General features: G+C 59.5%; 18 protein-coding genes. 12 read left to right on the forward strand and 6 right to left on the reverse strand.

Annotation, left to right across the window (positions count from 1 at the left end; translation table 11 throughout):
- Window positions 1-89 precede the first annotated feature (89 nt).
- From RHEC894_RS22810 to RHEC894_RS22820, 3 genes are read right to left on the reverse strand one after another with little or no spacing between them, the layout of a single operon-like run.
- Window positions 90-797, reverse strand: a complete 708-nt coding sequence (locus RHEC894_RS22810) for an SDR family oxidoreductase (RefSeq protein ID WP_085739290.1) — start codon at window positions 795-797, stop codon at window positions 90-92.
- Window positions 791-1,546: an SDR family oxidoreductase gene (locus RHEC894_RS22815; RefSeq protein ID WP_085739292.1), complete on the reverse strand. Its 756-nt coding sequence runs from the start codon at window positions 1,544-1,546 to the stop codon at window positions 791-793. The genes RHEC894_RS22810 and RHEC894_RS22815 overlap by 7 nt, the downstream gene beginning before the upstream one ends.
- A 24-nt stretch (window positions 1,547-1,570) precedes the next feature.
- Complete coding sequence (locus RHEC894_RS22820) at window positions 1,571-2,818, reverse strand: cysteine desulfurase-like protein (RefSeq protein WP_085739293.1); 1,248 nt, start codon at window positions 2,816-2,818, stop codon at window positions 1,571-1,573.
- A 376-nt stretch (window positions 2,819-3,194) separates the two neighbouring features.
- Here RHEC894_RS22820 and RHEC894_RS22825 point away from each other — a divergent pair, with 376 nt between their 5' ends.
- Both RHEC894_RS22825 and speB read left to right on the forward strand, forming a co-directional pair.
- Window positions 3,195-3,959, forward strand: coding sequence for a creatininase (locus RHEC894_RS22825; protein WP_085739294.1), 765 nt, complete (start codon window positions 3,195-3,197; stop codon window positions 3,957-3,959).
- Window positions 3,960-4,925 carry an agmatinase gene (gene speB / locus RHEC894_RS22830; RefSeq protein ID WP_085739295.1) on the forward strand — a complete coding sequence of 322 codons (966 nt, stop codon included), beginning with the start codon at window positions 3,960-3,962 and terminating at the stop codon, window positions 4,923-4,925.
- Window positions 4,926-5,221: 296 nt separating this feature from the next.
- Here speB and RHEC894_RS22840 read toward each other — a convergent pair whose 3' ends face one another.
- The gene (locus RHEC894_RS22840; RefSeq protein ID WP_085739298.1) at window positions 5,222-6,373 is read right to left on the reverse strand and encodes an amidohydrolase; all 1,152 of its coding nucleotides are present in this window, start codon (window positions 6,371-6,373) and stop codon (window positions 5,222-5,224) included.
- 119 nt (window positions 6,374-6,492) lie between these two features.
- On the opposite strand from RHEC894_RS22840, the gene RHEC894_RS22845 reads away from it, so the two are divergent.
- From RHEC894_RS22845 to RHEC894_RS22890, 10 genes are all read left to right on the forward strand, one after another.
- Window positions 6,493-7,425: a LysR family transcriptional regulator gene (locus RHEC894_RS22845; RefSeq protein ID WP_085739299.1), complete on the forward strand. Its 933-nt coding sequence runs from the start codon at window positions 6,493-6,495 to the stop codon at window positions 7,423-7,425.
- Between the two features lie 213 nt (window positions 7,426-7,638).
- Window positions 7,639-8,412 carry an ATP-binding cassette domain-containing protein gene (locus RHEC894_RS22850; protein ID WP_085739300.1) on the forward strand — a complete coding sequence of 258 codons (774 nt, stop codon included), beginning with the start codon at window positions 7,639-7,641 and terminating at the stop codon, window positions 8,410-8,412.
- Between the two features lie 27 nt (window positions 8,413-8,439).
- Window positions 8,440-9,219, forward strand: a complete 780-nt coding sequence (locus RHEC894_RS22855) for a transporter substrate-binding domain-containing protein (protein WP_010067398.1) — start codon at window positions 8,440-8,442, stop codon at window positions 9,217-9,219.
- Between the two features lie 132 nt (window positions 9,220-9,351).
- Window positions 9,352-10,134: a transporter substrate-binding domain-containing protein gene (locus tag RHEC894_RS22860; RefSeq protein WP_085739301.1), complete on the forward strand. Its 783-nt coding sequence runs from the start codon at window positions 9,352-9,354 to the stop codon at window positions 10,132-10,134.
- A 71-nt stretch (window positions 10,135-10,205) separates the two neighbouring features.
- Window positions 10,206-10,931, forward strand: a complete 726-nt coding sequence (locus RHEC894_RS22865) for an ABC transporter permease (protein ID WP_085739302.1) — start codon at window positions 10,206-10,208, stop codon at window positions 10,929-10,931.
- Window positions 10,931-11,749, forward strand: a complete 819-nt coding sequence (locus RHEC894_RS22870; protein WP_085739303.1) for an ABC transporter permease subunit — start codon at window positions 10,931-10,933, stop codon at window positions 11,747-11,749. The genes RHEC894_RS22865 and RHEC894_RS22870 overlap by 1 nt, the downstream gene beginning before the upstream one ends.
- A gap of 101 nt (window positions 11,750-11,850) precedes the next feature.
- Window positions 11,851-13,320: an aldehyde dehydrogenase family protein gene (locus RHEC894_RS22875; protein WP_085739304.1), complete on the forward strand. Its 1,470-nt coding sequence runs from the start codon at window positions 11,851-11,853 to the stop codon at window positions 13,318-13,320.
- Window positions 13,321-13,956: 636 nt separating this feature from the next.
- The gene (locus RHEC894_RS22880) at window positions 13,957-15,321 is read left to right on the forward strand and encodes a S8 family serine peptidase (protein WP_164517711.1); all 1,365 of its coding nucleotides are present in this window, start codon (window positions 13,957-13,959) and stop codon (window positions 15,319-15,321) included.
- 7 nt (window positions 15,322-15,328) lie between these two features.
- Window positions 15,329-15,571, forward strand: a complete 243-nt coding sequence (locus RHEC894_RS22885) for a hypothetical protein (RefSeq protein ID WP_125460989.1) — start codon at window positions 15,329-15,331, stop codon at window positions 15,569-15,571.
- A gap of 214 nt (window positions 15,572-15,785) precedes the next feature.
- Window positions 15,786-17,918 carry a DNA/RNA non-specific endonuclease gene (locus RHEC894_RS22890; protein WP_164517712.1) on the forward strand — a complete coding sequence of 711 codons (2,133 nt, stop codon included), beginning with the start codon at window positions 15,786-15,788 and terminating at the stop codon, window positions 17,916-17,918.
- Window positions 17,919-18,088: 170 nt separating this feature from the next.
- Here RHEC894_RS22890 and RHEC894_RS22895 read toward each other — a convergent pair whose 3' ends face one another.
- Together RHEC894_RS22895 and RHEC894_RS22900 are read right to left on the reverse strand one after the other, a co-directional pair.
- Window positions 18,089-19,078 (reverse strand): GlxA family transcriptional regulator, encoded by a 990-nt coding sequence (locus RHEC894_RS22895; protein ID WP_085739309.1) that lies wholly within the window; start codon window positions 19,076-19,078, stop codon window positions 18,089-18,091.
- A gap of 24 nt (window positions 19,079-19,102) precedes the next feature.
- Window positions 19,103-20,101: a 4-hydroxyproline epimerase gene (locus RHEC894_RS22900; protein ID WP_085739311.1), complete on the reverse strand. Its 999-nt coding sequence runs from the start codon at window positions 20,099-20,101 to the stop codon at window positions 19,103-19,105.
- Window positions 20,102-20,111: the final 10 nt, after the last annotated feature.

The following is a 20,111-nucleotide window of genomic DNA, read 5'->3' on the forward strand; positions in this document are numbered from 1 at the left end:
CTTCAAATCGCACTCCCATCGCTAGAAACGCACCACCAGATGATAGACCGACCCGAGGATTGTGCCCCGCAGCAATCGCTGGCGATGCATCAGAACATGACAGCGCCGCAGTTCGGGCCAATGCACTGACCCACGAACAGCGACGCACTCGGTCCCGCTAGGAACACTATCGCGGCTGCGACCTCCTCCGGTCGACCGATACGTCCAAGGGGGTTTGCTGTTTCCATCTCGCGCATGCGGCGATCCATGGTTTCGAAACCAAGCAATGGTGTGTCGGTCGGGCCGGGCGCAACAGCATTGACGAGGATGCGCGGCGCAAGTTCGCGCGCCCATGAGCGGGTAAGCGCCAGAAGTGCAGCCTTCGTAGCGCAATATACCGATGCATTGGCGCGGCCGATATAGGCCAGTTCCGACACGACGTTAACGATTCTTCCGCCGTCAGGCAGATGGGGAAGGGCCTCTCGCGCCGTGAAGATCGCGCCCCTTACGTTGACCGCAAACATCCTGTCTACGTGCGCAGCGGAGATCGCGCCCAGCGGAGCCTCCTCCATGACGCCCGCATTGTTGACAAGGATATCGAGGCCGCCCAATCTGGCGGCGGCTTGCCGCATCGCGGCGGCCACGCTCTCCTCAACGCTGAGATCGCAGTGCAGAATTTCGAAAGCGTCGCCGTGCGTCGTCAAATCAAGGCCGATGACGTTCGCGCCCGCCGAGTGTAGCGCCAGAGCGGCGGCTTTGCCGATCCCACTTGCCGCGCCGGTGATGAGAGCTCTTTTACCGGCCAGCGAGTTCACCACGGTACCTCTCCCCGATCGACACCCAACGATTGCCCGGTGATGTTCCCGGCCCGGTCAGATGCGAGGAACAGATAGGCGTCCTGCATATCGTCGGGCATCATGAGCCCCGGCAGCGCCTGCCCCGCGACGATGCCTTCGAGAAGTTCTTGCTCGTCGGCGCCCTTTGATGCCGCCATCAGCCCCAGCGAGCGCATCGAGGACTCGGTCCGCACCCAGCCCGGGCAGACCGCGTTGACTCGTATGCCGAGAGGTCCGAGCTCCTTTGCCCACGTCTTGGTCAGGCCAATGATAGCGTGCTTGGAGGCGACGTAGGCGTCGAATTGCGCTTCAGCAACGCGCCCCCAAATCGAAGCCGTATTGACGATGGCGCCGCCTGTCCGCATGAGGCGGACGGCCTGCCGGGTCACGATGCGCGTGCCGACGACATTGATATCGATGATCCGGCGAAATAGCGTGTCGTTCTGCGCGCCTTCCGCCGTGAGGGGCGTCATGCGTTCGTATCCGGCATTGTTCACGAGGACATCGATATGAGCGGTCCGCGACAGTGCGTTCCTGACTTCAACCTCGTTTGCGATGTCGGCCCTGTATCCCTGAGCGCCGATTTCTTCTGCGGCGTCATAGACATTCTCGTCATCGGCGATGATGTGAACCCGCGCCCCTTGACGCGCAAAGCCCTTGGCTACGCCCAGCCCGATGCCTCGACTGGCACCGGTGATGATAACTGTCTTGTCCTCAAACGACGGATTCACGTCATGCCTCCCGCGGTGCCTCGGTCAGATCGTCCGAAGCCGTTTCTGGATGATCGAGTCTATGGCGTTAAGCGCGCGATCGATTTCCTCGGCGGTGTTGTAGTGCGCGATGCCGATACGTACGACCCCCAGGTCTTCATCGAGACCCAGTTGTCGGACAAGCTCGATGGCGTAGTTGTGCCCAGACCAAACGCAGATATCTTGGTTCGCCAGGCCTTGCGCAAAGTCGTGCGTCTGGATCGCCGCATGTGTGAACGAGACCGTAGGAACGCGATGCGCAAGCTCGTTCAGGTTCGTTATTCCATGGATGGTGATGCCCTTCATCGACTGAAGGCCGGTGATAAGCTGCCGGGTCAGGTCATCCTCATAGATGTTGAACGCATGATAGCCCGCAAGCATGCGTTCGCGCAGAGTGTTGCCGCCTGCACCGAGCGATGCCGCGTAATCGGCTGCCGCGCTCAATCCCGCCTGAAGTTCCGTCTGGGGCGTGCCCGTCTCGTATTTGTCCGGCAGAGCGTCAGAAGCACATCGGCACTTGTATGCCTCCATGCGCTCGAGAAGCGCCTTCCGTCCCCAGAGAACGGCGAGATGCGGTCCGAAAAATTTGTAGGATGAGCAGGCGAGGAAATCGCAGCCGAGCTTCACGACATCAGGGAGATGGTGGGGCACGTACTGGACCGCGTCGACGTAGACGAGCGCATCGACAGACTTGGCCACCGCTGTGAGTGCGGCAATGTCATTAATGGAGCCGGTCAGATTGCTGGCGTAGTTCAGGGCCACGAGGCGCGTCCTCTCCGTCAGAAGGCCTCGTAGATCTTCGGGCTCCAAGCGCCAGGTCTCGCGGTTGAAAGGCAACCACTTCACGACCAAGCCTCGATCCCGTGCCATCAGGAGCCAGGGTGCTACGTCGCCCTCGTGATCCATCCTGGTGACGATGATCTCGTCGCCGGGATTAAAAAGGAGACCGATGGAACGCGACATGTGGAGGGTCAGGTTGGTCATGCTTGGCCCGACGATCATTTCAGCCGGCGAGGTGGCGCCAACGAACTGAGCCGCCGAGTCATGCGCCTTTTCAACAATATCCACGGCGCGAGCGGACGCCGCGAAGTAGCCGCCAAGATTGTTGCTTGCCGTCGCCATCGCATTGGCTACGGCATCGATGACCATCCGAGGAACGAGAGTTCCTGCAGGGTTATCCAGATAAATCGGCGGCTTCGGCCCCGCCAGTGCCGGAAATTCTGCGCGAATCTTGTCGATCGGAAAATATGCCACCCGTTACCCCCTCAAACCTGATCGTTTCGACACGATTATGCCGTCAGAAGATACTTCGACAATTCGACATCGATGTATATAAGTATGTTTTGACCGTTAAATCGAAAATTATCAATGTTGAACGGCGACGTCGCCGCTTGGCTTCCATTCATCCAGCGCCGGAATGTTTTCGGCTGACCTTCCATGAGCCGAACGTCTGCCGTCAACGAGGCATTTGCCGTTGCCAATTTGTACATTGACAGAAATGGATGCCGCGCCCCAAATAATTTTATTTACTCTAATGCTGGTTCCTCTCACCCTGTCCCCACACTCACGTAAGAGAGCCGCTTGAAAAGGTTCGGTTGTCCCAAGCAGGGTGAAAGCGGGGAGAGCGAGCATGAGAGACACTGTACTCTGGGCGGAGTTGGCCTGGCCGCAGGTCGAGGAGAGAGTGAAGGCCGGGGCGCCGGTGTTTCTGCCGTTGGGCTCGACTGAGCAGCACGGCCACCACATGAGCCTGAATGTCGATGTGGTCATCCCGACGCAGATCTGCGAACGAGTTGCTCGTCGAACAAACGGCCTCGTTCTTCCGACAGTAGCATATGGTAACCGGTCTCAGCCACGTACGGGCGGCGGCCCGCGCTTTCCTGGCACCATTAACCTGTCAGCGCATACTTTCTCGATGATCGTTCGCGACATCCTGTGCGAGCTTTATCGCCAAGGTTGCCGAAAGATCGTGGTGCTCAATGGCCATTACGAGAATATCTGGCCGGCGGTCGAGGGTATCGAACTGGCCCTGGACAGCATTGGACGCCGCGTTGAGGATTTCGTCGTCCTTCGCGCCGATCTCTGGGAGCTGGTCGCCCCGGAAACGATTGCGCGGATATTCCCAGATGGCTTCCCCGGAATCGAACTCGAGCATGCAAGCGTCATCGAAACGTCGCTGATGATGGCATTGCGGCCCGAGCTCGTCGATCTGACCGCGGCGCGGAATGACGGACCTGCACACTTCAAGCCATACGACCGAAATCCGAAGCCGGCAGGCGGTGTGCCCGCGTCCGGCGTGCTTTCCTTAACCGAAGGCTCGTCGATCGAGAAGGGCGAATGGCTTGTCGCCGATATCACGACCAACCTTGAAAACATGATCGCTGAGGAATTCTGAATGACCGCAACGAACACCAATTTCTTCCAGCCCGTCGATGCGGCCGAAGTCCCGAGGTTTGCGGGGCACTCGACATTCATGCGTCTGCCAGCGGTTCCATCGGCGGCAGGTCTGGATATCGCGCTGATCGGAATTCCCTGGGACGGCGGCACAACGAATAGAGCCGGTGCGCGCCATGGACCGCGCGAGGTCCGAAATTATTCGAGCCTCATGCGCCGTGCTCACCATGTCTCAGGAATCGAGCCGTTTTCCGTCGCCAACGTCGCTGATATTGGCGACGTGTCGGTGAACCCAATCGATCTCCTGGATGGCTTGCAGCGCATTCAGGCCGGTATAGCAGCGGTCGTGAAGGAAGGTGCGATCCCTCTTTCGGTCGGCGGTGACCACTTGACGACCTTGCCGGTGCTTCGTGCGATTGCGACTACCGGACCGATCGGGTTGATCCACTTCGACGCCCATTCCGACACCAACGATCAATATTTCGGCAACAATCGGTATACCCATGGCACGCCGTTTCGTCGTGCCATCGAAGAAGGGCTTCTTGATCCTAAGCGGACCGTGCAGATCGGCATTCGCGGGTCCGTCTACGATCCGGGCGAGCACGACTGGGCCAAAAACCAGGGCATACGCATCATTTACATGGAGGAATTCGTGCGTCGTGGTGCAGTCGACGTCATGGAGGAAGCACGCGCCATAGTTGGTGACGCCGCCACCTATGTCACATTCGATATCGACAGCATCGACCCCTCCATGGCGCCGGGAACCGGCACGCCGGAGATCGGGGGCTTCAGCACCCGGGAGGCCCAGGAACTGGTTCGCCTGCTTCAAGGCGTGCGCATCGTCGGGGCAGATGTTGTGGAGGTTGCTCCTCCTTTTGACATCGGCGGCATTACGGCGATCGCAGGGGCGACGATTCTCTTCGAGCTTCTTTGCGTCATTGCCGCGCAGGTTGCCGCGGCAAGGTAGCCGCAGCATCGGAAACAACAATCGATAACTAGAAAAGGGGAACAAAATGAAACTGCTTGCCTTGCACGAGGCCGCACCGACATTGCCGTTGACGCTGGGTTCGACGCTTATGATCTGTTCGCGTCCACAGCGATCATCGAGGGCGCAGGCGGCATTGTGACGGATTGGAGCGGAAATCCGCTGACATTAAAGTGGCGGGGCGGCGTTGTTGCGGCCGGAGATTCCTACCTACATGGGGACGCGCTGGAACACCTGAATCGGGCTTAGACCTGTCGAGGGTTGACCGTGAAAGCAGTTCACGGTTGAGCCTGAAGGTGGGCGATCGCAAGGTCGTGGAAAAACAGGGCGCCGGGCTCGAGCAGCTCATCGTTGAAATCGAAGGAGGAGGAATGCAGCGGCGCGCTGTCGCCGTTGCCGATAAGAAAATAGGCGCCCGGCACCTTCTCGAGCATGAAGGAGAAATCCTCGCTAAACATCTGCGGCGTGTCGAGCTTCAGTAGCCGCTCGCTGCCAAAGCGATCGACCACGACCTTTTCTGCGAGGGAAGTTGCTTCCTTTTCATTGATAGTTACTGGGTATCCGAGATCCCATTCAAAGGTCGTTGTCGCGCCAAACGCTGCAGCCTGCATAGAGGCGATGCTCTCGACCCGTTCGCGCAACTCCCTACGGGTGCTCGGCGAAAGCGCGCGCATACTGATCTCAAGGACGGCGGTGTCTGGGATGATCGTGCTGGAACCGCCCGCATGGAAAGCTCCGACAGTGATCACAGCAGCATCATGTGCGTCAATGTTTCGCGAAAGGATTGTTTGTAGCGCCATAACGATACTTGCGCCGGCGACGACCGGATCTGTCGTCTTCGCCGGCAGCGCGCCGTGTCCACCCTTACCATGCACGACGACCTTTACGACGTCGACTGAAGCGGTGATTGGACCGCTCCGTGTCGCGAACGTACCGACGGAGAGACCGGGAAGGTTGTGGACGGCATAAATGCGGTCGCAAGGGAACGCCTCGAAGAGACCGTCCTCGATCATGAGCTTTCCACCACCGTAGTTCTCTTCAGCCGGCTGGAATACGAAATTCACACTGCCATCCAGATCCGACCTTTGTGACAGCATCCAGGCTGCTCCTAGGAGCATCGCGGTATGGCCGTCATGGCCGCACGCATGCATCATGCCAGGGTTTTTGCTGGAGTAAGGCAGCCCCGTTTCCTCGGCGATTGGCAGAGCATCGAAGTCGGCGCGGAAGCCTATGGCTCTGCGACTGTCCCCGCGTTGTAGCCGACCAACAAGCCCGGTTTTGGCAAAACCGCGATGAACCTCCAAGCCCCAACCGGACAAGCATTCTGCAATCAAGTTTGACGTTTCCAATTCGGCAAGACCGATTTCTGGCATGGCGTGGAGCCGCTGCCGGATAGAAGTAAGGTCAGCCAGAAAATCTCGCAGGTTCATCAATGTTGATCCGTAACAGTGTTTTTGCTCGAGCACGGCGAATGGTCGCCAATTGTTACATTGAAGTAAATAGGATAATTTCGTATTTTATTTCGAATTTTGGTAATGTGAGAGGTTCCATGCGGCGTTTGGACAATATCGACATCCGGCTCCTTCGGGTCTTTACGACTTTGGCGGACGCGCGCGGTTTTGCAGAGGCGCAAATCGCTCTCAATCTTTCGCAGTCGACTCTAAGCACGCACCTAGCCGAACTGGAAAAGCGTGTTGGAGGGCAACTTTGCTACCGTGGTCGCCAGCAATTCAAACTGACCGAACTTGGCAACGTCACTTATGAGGCAGCCAAGAAGCTCTTCCGGGACATGGACGATTTCACGCAAAGGGTTCATTCCGCTAACGGGAATCTTGCTGGCAGATTGCGCTTGGGTACCTCCGACGGAGTTTTTACCAGCCCTCATCTTTCGATCAGCCGAGCGGTAGAAATTTTCCTCCAGCCTGGCTCTGATGTCTTTATCGATATGATCCTTGGAACGCCGTCGGATCTCGAGCAGCGTGTGGCGGATGGAGAGCGTGACATCGTCATCGGGCCTTTCTCGCAGCGCGCGCCTGGAGTCGAGTATATCGACTTTTATGGCGAGCCTCATCATGTGTACTGCGGCAAAGGACATCGCCTGTTTACGATGCCGGATCACAGGATCGATCGAAAAGAAATTGAGTCGGCGAGGTTCTCCGTTCGACGGTATCGGCACTTCGATGATCTTTACCTGGTGGGGCATTCTCGTGCCGGCGCTTCGATCGAGGCCATGGAGGCGCAACTAATGCTCATCCTGTCCGGACAGTTTATCGGCTTCCTCCCGAGGCATTTTGCGGACCCATGGGTAACCAAGGGCGAGTTACGTCCAATCCTGACTCAAAGCCATAGTTTTGAGTCCATGCAAAAAATAGCCTATCGCCGCCAGTCCATCGGCACGCCGCTCATTGACGCTTTCCTTGATGTGCTGATTGGTCTGCGGCCGCCGCCAAGCGAAAGTCGCATTGAGAATTTTCGAAGTTAAACGCGAAACAATGTGATTTACTTCAATGTAGGATTCAGGAAAACTCCTGCCATCGGGACGGATGGCTGGAGGAGGCCTGCGTTGCATCGGTACAGATTGCTTCGCAGAAAGCCAAAGTCGACCTCACCGCATTAACCTGAAGAGCCGATGGGAAACGGGCAGTGCAAGGCTGCGCGGGGATCTCTGTTGACTTAGATTTGCGATGGATTCGAAATGAACAGTCATAACGTAGCGATTGAGATCAACTCCCTTAAAAAGCGGTTTCAATCACTCGAGGTTCTCAAGGGCGTATCGCTGACCGCGCATGAAGGCGACGTCATCGCCATCATCGGCGGATCGGGCTCGGGCAAGTCGACCTTTCTTCGATGCATCAACATGCTTGAATTGCCGAGCGCCGGCTCGGTCACGATCCATGGCGAGACGATCGCCATGAAGAAAGACGGCCATGGCGGCATGATGCCATCGGACCGCAAGCAGGTGCAGCGCCTGCGCTCCCGCCTCGGCATGGTATTCCAGAGCTTCAATCTCTGGCAGCACATGACGATCCTCGAAAACGTCATCGAGGCGCCGGTGCATGTGCTCGGCATCAAGAAGGACGAGGCGATCGACCGGGCCGAGACGCTGCTGCGCCGCGTCGGGCTGCATGACAAGCGCGATGCCTATCCCGCCTTCCTCTCCGGTGGCCAGCAGCAGCGCGCGGCCATTGCCCGCGCCCTCGCCATCCAGCCCCATGTCATGCTCTTCGACGAACCGACCTCCGCGCTTGATCCGGAACTGGTGGGCGAGGTGCTCTCCGTCATCGGCGACCTCGCCAAGGAGAAGCGCACCATGATCCTCGTCACGCACGAGATGAAATTTGCGCGCAACGTGGCGAGCCACGTCGTCTTCCTGGCGAACGGCGTCATCGAGGAACAGGGCCCACCGGACGAGATTTTCGGAGCGCCGAAATCGGAGCGGCTGAAGAAGTTCATCAGCTCCATCCACTGAAAACCAAAAGCCAACAGAGGGAAGATCATGAAGAGTATCTTGAAGACAATCGCCCTGGCAGCCGCGCTTGGCCTTTCGGCCATCTCGGGTGCCGCGGCGGAGCAGGTCCGCGTCGGCTTTGCCGCCGAGCCCTATCCGCCCTTCGCCTCGCCGGACGCTTCCGGCAACTGGGAAGGCTGGGAAGTGGATTTCATGAAGGCAATGTGCGCGGAAGCCAAGCTCGACTGCGTGATCACTGCACTTGCTTATGATGGTTTGATCCCCGCGCTAACCTCTAACAAGATCGACATGATTGTCGCATCGATGTCGATCACAGCTGCGCGCCAACAGACCATCGACTTCTCCGACAAATACTACAACACGCTTCCGGCCATTATCGGACCGAAAGACGTGAAGTTCGAGCCGACGCCAGAGGGCCTGGCCGGCAAGACACTTGGCGTACAGGCAGCCAGTATTCATCAGGCTTACGCCGACAAGTATTTCGCTCCCGCCGGCGCAACGATCAAGGAATACCAGACGCAGGACGAGGCCATCAACGACCTCGCGGCGGGCCGCGTCGATGCGGTGCAAGCCGATTCCATCCCGCTCAGCGAACATGTCAAGACTGAGCAGGGCGCTTGCTGCGAGCTAAAGGGCACCGTGAAGGCCGATCCGGCGATTCTCGGGCAGGGCGTCGGTGTCGGCCTGCGCAAGGGCGACACGGCTCTGAAGGATAAGGTCAACGCTGCCATTGGGGCGATCCGCGCGAATGGCACCTACGACACCTTCTCGAAGAAGTATTTCGACTTCGACCTCTACGGAGAGTGACAAGCTGCTCCGTCAAAGTGCTGCTGGAAGGCATATTCCGACGCGGTACAGGTGTCGTGGGACGCTAGGCCAACTGCCGTCCGGTCTCATTTGGGGCAGATATCGAGCCATAAAACCAAAAAGGGGAAGACCATGAAAGACATCCTAAAGGCGATAACCCTGTGTGCCGTGATCGGCGTTGCCGCGTGCCAAGGGGCTGCAGCCCAGCCAATTCGCGTCGGTTTCGCCGCCGAACCTTATCCCCCGTTTGCCTCGCCGGACGCTTCCGGCAATTGGGAAGGCTGGGAAGTCGACTTCATGAAGGCGATCTGCGCCGAAGCGAAGCTCGACTGCGTTATCACACCAGTCGCCTGGGATGGTATCATCCCGGCGCTCACGGCCAACAAGATCGACATGATCATCGGTTCCATGTCGATCACCGCTGAGCGCCTGCAGACGATCGACTTCTCCGACAAGTACTACAATTCACCGAGTGCAATCGTTGGCCTGAAGGGAGAACAATTCGGATCAACACCGGAGACCCTTAAGGGGAAAGTGATTGGTGTTCAGGTCGCAACCCGCCATCAGGCCTACGCAAACAAGTATTTCGGCGAGGCCGGCGCGACGGTCAAGGGATACCCGACGCAGGATGAACACAACAACGATCTTGTTTCCGGCCGTATCGATGCGGTGCAGACCGACTTCCTCGCAATCAAGGATTTTCTGAAGTCGGAACAGGGGGCTGCTTGCTGCGACCTCAAAGGCACCGTGAAGGACGAGCCGGAAATTCTAGGTTTCGGAAAAGGCGTGGGTCTGCGCAAGGGCGAGACGGAATTGAAGGAAAAGATCAACGCCGCCATCAAGGCGATCCGAGCGAACGGCACCTACGACACGTTCTCGAAGAAGTACTTCGACTTCGACATCTACGGCGGCTGATCCCAAGTTCCCGCTGATGCCGGCGGCTCGCGTCGCCGGCAGTTCTCCTCGAACAGACACGAGACTCCATGATGGATGCCGGACAGCTAATTGACTTGAGCCTGCTTGCGTTTGACCCGCCCGGCTGGGGCGGGGCGATGCTGGCGGGGTTGTGGAATTCCATCCAGATCGCCGTCGGTGGTTATGCTCTCGGCCTGATCCTCGGGACCGGCGGCGCCATGGGCAAGCTTTACGGCGGCCCCGTCACCAAGGACCTGCTCGAGGTCTACACCACGCTGGTGCGCGCGGTGCCCGAGCTCGTGCTGATCCTCATTCTCTATTATGCCGGCACGGATGTGCTGAACCAGCTTTCGGCGCTTGTCGGCTTTGGCCCGGTCGATATCAGCGGCCTTGCGGCCGGCATTTTCGTCATCGGCGTCGTGCAGGGCGCCTATTCGACGGAAGTGCTGCGCGGCGCGATCAACGCGGTGCCTGCGGGACAGATGGAAGCGGCGCGCGCCTATGGCATGTCTCCGTTTCAGGTGATGCGCCGCATCACGCTGCCGGCAATGCTGCCGCATGCCATTCCAGGCCTCTCCAATCTCTGGCTGATTGCCACCAAGGACACGGCGCTGCTCGCCGTCGTCGGCTTCAGCGAACTAACGCTAGTCACCCGCCAGGCGGCCGGCAGCACCAAGTCCTATCTGCTCTTCTTCTGCGCGGCCGGCGCGCTCTATCTGACGATTACGCTGGTCTCCAATGTGCTGATCAGCATCATCGAGCGCCATTGCCGGCGCGGAATGGCGAGGAGCGCCTAATGAGCGACCCAACAATTTCAGCCCTTCCTCTGACTGGGTTACCGACGAAAGCAAGCGTGTTCAAGCCGCATCGCATTGTGCTTGTAGTGATCGCGGCGCTGCTCGTCTTCTGCATCATCTGGTTCATGCGTTGGGACTGGGTGCCGAAATATTCCGGCCGCCTTGTCCATGGCGTCGGGGTGACGCTGCTGATGCTGTTCAGCACGGCGATCCTCGGATTTGTCCTCGCCGTCCCGATCGGGCTTGTGCAGGTGGCGGGGCCTTGGCCGTTCAAAGTGCTGGCGCGTGTTTTCTGCACCATCATCCGCGGCACGCCGTTGCTACTCCAACTGTGGCTGCTCTATTACGGTCTCGGCTCGCTCTTCCCGCAGTTCCCCGAAATCCGAAGTTCCTTCCTCTGGCCCTATCTTCGCGAGGCCTGGCCCTATGGCGTGGCGGCACTGACGCTGTCCTTTGCCGCCTATGAGGGCGAGGTGATGCGCGGCGCCTTTGCCGGCGTGCCGTCGGGCGAGCTCGAGGCTGCGCGCGCCTATGGCATGAGCCGCTTCACCGTCTTCCGTCGCATCTGGCTGCCGCGCGCCGTGCACCGGGCGCTGCCGACGCTGAACGGCGAGACGGTGCTGCAATTGAAGGCGACGCCGCTGGTCGCAACGATCACCGTGATCGATCTCTATGCCGTCATCTCCAAAGTACGGCAGGAAACCTACATCACCTATGAGCCGCTGCTTCTGCTGGCACTCATCTATCTCGTTATGACCGCCATTCTAGTAGCGGCATTCCGCTATTTCGAAAGCAAGATTCCATCGCGCGGCAACTGAAAATTACCCCTATACGCGGCTGCACGGTTGGGAGCGCTGTCATTTGGGCATTCGCTCCCACCGGGCTCGACTGCCTCTAGAAACATCCATGTGAGGACACCATGCAGAACAAGCTTTTCATCGACGGCCAATGGGTCGCCCCGACGGACGGAGCCATGCTTCCGGTGATCGATCCGGCGACCGAGAAGGTTTTCCACCACATCGCCGAGGCTGGCGCCGCGGAGGCCGATGCGGCGGTGGAAGCGGCACGCGAAGCCTTCGACAACGGCCCCTGGCCGCGACTTTCGGGCAAGGAGCGCGCGAAATACCTCCGCTCCATGGCGCAGGGGATCCGTGACCGCCTGCCGGAACTGGCGCGCATGGAAACCCGCGACAACGGCAAGCCGCTCCCGGAATCGGAGTGGGATATTGCCGACGCGGCCGGTTGCTTCGATTTCTACGCGGACCAGGCCGAGGAACTGGACGGCGAGGTGGAAGAGGTAAAGCTTGCCGATGCGCGCTTCGTCTCCAAGGTGGTGCGCGAGCCGCTCGGTGTCGCCGTTGCCATCGTTCCCTGGAACTATCCGCTTCTCATGGCCTCGTGGAAGGTGGCTCCGGCCTTGGCGGCCGGCTGCACCATGATCCTGAAGCCCGCCGAGACCACCTCGCTGACGGCGCTGGAGCTTGGCGCGATTGCCGAAGCCGCGGGTCTTCCCAACGGCGTGTTGAACATCCTCTCCGGCAAGGGCTCGGTCGTCGGACAGGCGCTGGTCGAGCATCCTCAAGTCGACAAGATCGCCTTTACTGGCTCAGGCCCGGTCGGCTCGCGGATCATGGCTGAAGGTGCGAAGGACATTAAACGCATCAGCCTTGAACTCGGCGGCAAGTCGCCCTTCATGGTCTTTGCCGACAGCGACATCGACAAGGCGGTCGAATGGATCATGTTCGGCATCTTCTGGAACCAGGGTCAAGTGTGCTCGGCCACGTCGCGGGTGCTTGTGGAGGCACCGCTCTATCCGAAGCTGCTGGCGCGGCTGGTCGAAGAGGCCGGGAAGATCAGGATGGGCAACGGCCTCGACGAGGGCACGCTGCTCGGCCCGCTCGTCAACAAGGGCCAGTACGAAGACGTGCTTCGCCACATCGACCGCGCCGTCGAGCAGGGTGCGACCGTCGCTTGCGGCGGCAAATATGAGGGCTTCGACAAGGGCTTCTGGGTGGCCCCGACCATCCTCACCGAAATGGCGCTCGACAGCGACGCCTGGGTGGAAGAAATCTTCGGCCCGGTCGTCTGCATCCGCCCCTTCGAGACGGAGGAGGAGGCTATCCGCCTTGCCAACGATTCCCGCTTCGGCCTTGCCGCCGCCGTCATGTCGGCCGACGACGAACGCTGCGAACGCGTCGCCGCGGCCTTGCGTGCCGGCATCGTCTGGATCAACTGCTCGCAGCCGACCTTCACCGAAGCACCCTGGGGCGGCTACAAGCAGTCCGGCATCGGCCGCGAGCTCGGTCGCTGGGGCCTCGATAACTATCTGGAGACCAAGCAGATCACCCGTCTCGTCAGCGACGAGCCCTGGGGATGGTATCTGAAGTAACCTTCGACAACGCGGCCGATGTTGCATTATCCCGCTTCTTCGTGGGGGCATGCATTATTGGGGTCGTGAGTTCAGGTCCGTTCAAAGCGCACTCGATCGAGGAGCTATTTCTGCGGAGGCAAACGCGCTGTGCCCTCAGTTTACTTCGGCCATTTATTCCTGGTCTCTTCCAAACCAACGAAGGGACACGAGTATCTGAACCGCGGGGGCGAGATATTGCCTCACGTTCGATTATCTGGTGCAGTTCGTCAACACTTCGCGAACGTCGAGAACGCAGTCGGCCAACCGGATCAGAACGCCAGGTGAGCCCTCGCTATATCTTAAACAATCGGAGCTCTGGGTGCGCCAGTTCAGCCGGAAGTACCGACTTGCGCAGGCTTGGGTGGCCTCGTTGGCGGGCAGTAAGTGAAGTCCGGGACTGCCACTTATCAGAGCATCTTATTTGTCGTATCTGTTGCACCACCGTGGCTTTTGATCGTGTGAATTGGATCTTCCGAGGTGCTTATGCTGAAAAAATATATTGTCCTTCCGGCGCACGGATTTCGGTCGCCGGTCCTTGCTCAGGCCGCGGCGCTCAGGCTGACAATACCCTTTGCTGCCGCCGCAGGTGGAACGGCCGGCCTCACCCGGGAGGCGATGAGCAAGGTCGAAGTTGTCGACTCAGTCAGCGTCGATGGGCCAAAGCTTGTCGAGATGACGCCTGAGACGGAGTTGGAGCTTCGACTGGAGGAACCCGCCCTCAAGATCGTTCCCCTCGTTACCTATGAAAAGATGCGGGCCATCTACAAGGTGAAGCGAGCAGCGGCGGCCGCGGTTGTTGCGCAACCAGGCCAAGGTGCCGTGCTTCGCGTCGAGGATACCGATGGAAACCCGCTTTCCGGCGCCCGCGTTGTAGCATTCACCAATTTCCGTACCAGGGCCGGAGATGACGGCTCGACAGACGCCAATGGCGAGATCCGATTGCGAATTGCGCCCGGCGTAACGCTTGAGCGCATCTACGTCTATGGCCCCGCCTGCCACTGGGGTCGCTTTGAGCGCAATTTCACGCTGGCGGCAGGCGCGATCGTGCAGCTTGAAACGATCGATCTTTCAAACCAGCTTCTTGCCCTACGGCGGTTTCGCGACGTTCTTCCCGCGACGGCGGGTGACGGGGTCGTTGTTGGCATCGTCGATACCGGCATCGACCCGAACCACGCCCTCTTACCCAATATTTCGGGAGGGGCAAACATGGTTCTTGAGGAAACGAAGGACGATCCTGGCGAGACCACCGACTGGGGGCCGGCCGCTGTCGAAGGCGAGCACGGGACGCATGTGGCAGGGATCGTTGGTGCCAGACCGACGGTTGACATCGACCTCGCCGGCGTCGCGCCCGGCGTTACGCTGAGAAGCTACCGGGTCTTTCCCCATAACGGTGGAGACGCGACCAACTACGACATCATGAATGCAATCGACCGGGCTGTTCAGGATGGATGCAACATCATCAATCTTAGCCTTGGCGGCGGCGAGGAGGACGAGGCGATCAGAGCGGCAATTGGATCGGCACTCGACAGCGGCGTCCTGGTAATAGCCGCCGCCGGCAATGACGGCCGAAAGCCGGTGAGCTATCCTGCCGCGCTGCCGTTCTGTATCGCTGTTACGGCAATGGGATGGACGAATTCGTTTCCGGCGGCGTCTTCGGAGGCTGGAGATGTCGCTAGGCCATACGGAGGGGAGAATACTTTCGTGGGCGCATTTTCGAATTTTGGACCGCAAATTGATCTGACGGGGCCTGGTGTCGGCGTTGTCTCGACCTTGCCTGGAGGGACATTCGGCGCGATGAGTGGAACCTCGATGGCAAGTCCCGCATTGGCTGGCTATGCGGCCTATCTTTTGGGGCAGGACGCGACTATATTAGGCTTGAACGGTGCCGAAAAAAGCACCGCGCTTAGAGACAAGCTCTTCGGCTCGGCGACACCGCTTGGTTTTGGCCGGGATTTCGAGGGCTTCGGACTTCCAGGATAGGATGATCATGAGCGACATGGTTATGCAACAGGTGATATTGAGGAAGAACAGCCCGACAGGGCCGTCCTCGAATGAGACCGCCGAGAAGATCGGACGGGCCGGTGCGACCGTCGTTGACCAGAAAGCGTCCTCACTGTTGATCGAGGGCGATGAGGAGACCATCCGCTCGGTAACCAAGAGCCTGAACGGATGGATCACCATCCCGATGAAACGCTACTCCGTTCCCGATACGCGAAAGAAGGCCGGCTGATCGTCTTAGCCGATTTTTTTAGGAACGTTTCAGTCGCGTTGGCGACCTCGACCAACGGTTTCGGTGGGTCAATCCGTCGGTTCATAGCGTCGATTACCATTCCCCTTAGTTTTCCGCCACACGAGGCCTCTGCTCTGCAAGTTGAGGTGGCGCGCCGCTATACAACCGTCGCAAATGTATATTAGACTTCGTCATCGTTGAGCAGGGGATGGCGATGACGGATCTGGAAACGAGACTGCAGCGGCTTCGTGCGCTGAATGCTGCCATTGGATCGCAGGACAGGGAACTCGCAGAGGAACGAGCCGACCTTGCACCAAAAGCGCTGGCTTCTCCCAAACTTGCGGTCCAGCGTGATCTCAACGCGGGACCCGAACCGACGGAGCATCGCGCTCTTCTTGCCGAGATCAGCAAAGAGAGCATCATCCTTCGACGGGAGCGGCCGATCCTGGCCATCCGGGAAAACAAGGCGGAGTTGGTCTTCAAGGACCAGGCCGACAGCGAAATTTGGAAGCAACGCCTGACCGATGCCGCGCCCGCCCTTGATATTGCCATTCGCGCCGCCGGCCGCATCGAACTTTCGGGCGCCGAGTTCGACTGGGTCGGGACCGGCTGGCTTGTACGCAACGATATCATTGTCACCAACCGCCACGTCGCCGAAGAGTTCTCCGAACACAATGGCAGCGGATTCGTCTTCAAGCAGGGCACAGACGGCGCGATGAAGGCTGGTGTCGATTTCCTGGAGGAGATCGACAATCCCGATGAACTGGTTTTCCGTCTTCTGAAGCCTCTGTACATCGAAGAGGAGCCGGGACCTGACGTCGCGTTCTTTCAGGTCGAACTCTTGAGCGGCGATGCGAAGCTGGCCGATCCCATTCCCCTGGCGGCAAAGCCCGGCACGTCCCACGGTGTCGCGGTAATCGGCTATCCAGCATTCGACAGCAGGATCCCGGACGTGGATCTGATGGAAGATCTCTACGGCAGGGTCTATAACAAGAAGCGGCTCGCCCCTGGTGCAATCACCGCAGTCAAAGACGGCAAGCTTCTCCACAATTGCACGACCCTTGGTGGAAATTCGGGCTCCTGCGTGCTTGATCTTTCAAGCGGCGAGGCGTTCGGCCTGCATTTCAGTGGCCGGTTCATGGCGACGAACTATGCTGTTCCAGCCGATACGATCCGCAGCCTTCTTGCCAAGGTCCTGAAGCCGCATGCAGCAAATAGAACCACCAGGCGCGATACCAGAGTCGAAGTGTCCCATGGACCGCAAGACACATCCTCGACGGTCCAGGATCATACGATTGCACTTGCGACGGCGTCCGTGACCATTCCGGTGACGGTGTCGATCAGCGTCGGCCAGCCGGTTGCCCATCAACCTTCGCAGCCGATCCCGCGCAGAGGGCCTGACATCACGCAGACGGCGGACCTTGACGGCGAGGAGGCAGCGGTTGCCGACTACCGTGATCGCAAGGGATATCGCGCGACATTTCTTCACGCCGACGATTCAGATGACATGGACGATGATGACGAGGCGAATGAAGCCTCCGTCGCCTTGCCGGAGGTCACCGGTGAAGCAGCCAAGGACGTGTTGTCGTTCCAATACGAGGGCAAGGCCGAAACCGCGCTGCGCTATCAGCATTTCTCGGTGGTGATGAGCGAAAGCCGTCGCATGTGCTTCTTCAGTGCCGTCAATATCGATGGTTCACTTGCCAAGAAGACCAAGCGTCCAAGCTGGCGGTGGGATCCTCGGATCCCGCGCGCGCAGCAGATCATGAACGAATGTTACGGCGATCCGCCAAGGTTCAGCCGTGGCCATATGACCCGCAGGGAAGACCCGGCCTGGGGCGAGCCCGATATCGCCACCCGCGGCAACGCGGATTCCATGCATGTGACCAATGCCACGCCGCAGATGCAATCGTTCAATTCACCGGTCTGGCTCGAACTCGAAGATTACGCTCTCGGACATGCCCGTCAGGACAGGATGCGGATTTCGGTCTTCACCGGACCTTACTTCACCGACAAGGATCCCGAGCTTTACGGGGTGAGAATCCCTTTGCGCTTCTGGAAGATCATCGCCTTCATTCACGATGACACCGGCAAGCTGTGTGCGACTGGCTACGAAATGGGCCAGGAGGCCGACCTGCTGCCTGAGGAGGAATTTGTGTTCGGGCGTTTTGCCTCAAGCCACGTCGACGGTGTGATCCAGACCCGGATTTCGACGATCCAGGCGAGGACCCTAATCGACTTCGGTCAGCTTGTCGCCGTGGATCCCCTGGCAGGGGATAACGAGGCACGCTTCGACAGGTCGCCGCGCCGGATCGCGGATCTCACCGATATCCGCTTCGTGCGGTAGCACCGGGGTGGTGGGGGTAGGGACAACGAGCGGAACAGTCATCCGTCCCGCGCCTAGCGTGGTTTTCCCGGCTTCCTGACGGAAGCGAGGGCAAGGCCCTCATCAATGTCGGGGATGGTCGCTTCCTCGTAGGAAATGCGATCCCGGCTGCAGGATTGTCAAAGTACCCGCTAGCTCAACTCGGTAGCGCGCATCCTCGTTGGGCTTTTTCCAAATGACTGGGAGAAGGCGCGGGAGAAGTGGGAGGCGTTTTCAAAGCCGACTTCGAGGGCGACTTCGATCAGGGAGGCCTTGGTCTTGATGAGCAGTTGTTTGGCGCGTTCCATCCGCACCCGTCGGTAGACGAGGGCGGGGGAGCTTTTGGTTTCGCCCATGAACAGGCGCTCAAGCTGTCGCCTGGAGAGCCCGACCGATGCGGCGAGTTCCTCGATCGGCAGGCGTCCCTCGATATGTTGCTCCATCATGATCAGCACGGCCCTGATCCTTGGATCCTTGCACTCGATGGAGAGCGGCTTGCGGGTCTGGATGGCAAGCGCGGTTCGCGCCTTTTCGATGTGGAGAACCTCGAGCGCATTGCGCTCGGCTTCCTTGCTGATGTGACGACGGACGATCAATGCCGCCATGTCGGCGGCGCTGCTGCCGCCGGCGCAGGAGCCCCTTGTCCGGTCGAGGTTGAAAATCCGATCGGATCGAACCTGGTGGTCGGGGAAGCGCTCGCGAAACGTGTTGTAGTGCAGCCAACTGACGCAGGTCCGGTGCTCCTTCATCAGGCCGATTTCGGCAAGGATGAAGGAGCCGGTGCACACACCGATCAGCTTGACCTTTTTTGTCGATGCCTTCTTCAGGAAGTCGACCGTTTCCTGGTCGACGGAGGGGCCGTTGTTGAGCAGACCGCCGACCACGATAATGTACTGGAACTGGCTGGGATCAACGAAGTCCGATGTCGGCGCGAGCTTGACGCCGCAACTGGACGTTATCAGATGCCGCGTGCTGCCGAGCACCTCCCAGTCGGCCAGTACCCGGCCTGACCTGTCGAATTCGTCGCTCGCCAGGCGGAGCGTGTCGACGAAGAGGGCGAAGGCAGAGAGCGTGAACGATTTCGCGAGCACGAAACCGATCTTCAGCCGGTCGACAGGCGCGTTTGGCTCCAACGATTTCATCTCAACTCCACCGCGCTTTGGCCTTCATCTGATCTGGAAACCGTGCGACAAAGGATCCCGATCGTCTACAAAGATCGTATTGTGGCCGATGATGCGTGCCCAGCCGCCGACACTCGGCTTGATGCCGTGGAACGGACCGACGTCGACCTCTGCCTCGATGCGCCCTTCAAAGACCGTACCGATCAGGCTTTCCTGGCGGAAGGTCTCGCCGGCAGTCAAGCGACCTTTGCCGTGAAGCTGGGCCATGCGTGCCGAGGTGCCGGTACCCCCAGGAGACCGGTCGATGGCCTTGTCGCCGTAGAAGACAGCGCCACGCCCGTCGGCATTGTCGCTGGTCGGCGTGTCGCACCACAGAGCGTGATGCACGCCCCTGATCCTTAGGTCATCCGGATGTTCCGGATCGCAGATCTTGGCCAATGCGTCGCGCAGTTTGACGCTGAGATCGACGATATCGCTGGCGGACATGCCGTCCAGTCCCGACCACGCGGCCTGCGGCTCCACCACGGCGTAGTAATTCCCACCATAGGCGATATCCACGACCAGGCGCCCGACGCCTGCGACATCGACGGCGATGTCTGCGGCGTGGAGATAGCTCGGCACGTTGAACATCCGCACAGACTCCACGAATTCGCCGGGCTTCTCATACTGGATATCGACACGGCCCGCCGGGGTCTCGATGGAAAGCCTGCCTTCTACCCGCGGCGTGATCAGGCCTTCCTCGATGCCGGCGGTCACGAGACCGATCGTGCCGGCGCCACACATGGGCAGGCATCCGCTGACTTCGATGAAGATGACCGCGAAGTCGCAATCCTCGCGATAGGCCGGATAGATGATCGCGCCGGACATGATGTCATGGCCTCGCGGTTCAAACATCAGAGCCTGTCGCACCCAGTCATGATCGCGGACAAATAGTTCCCGGCGCTCAGTGATCGGAAGATGCGGAAGAAGCGGGCCGCCCGCGGCAACGAGACGGACCGGATTGCCGCAGGTGTGGCTGTCAATGCAGAAGAAGCTGCGCCGCATGATAAGACCT

This window comes from Rhizobium sp. CIAT894, from assembly GCF_000172795.2.
Classification (GTDB): domain Bacteria; phylum Pseudomonadota; class Alphaproteobacteria; order Rhizobiales; family Rhizobiaceae; genus Rhizobium.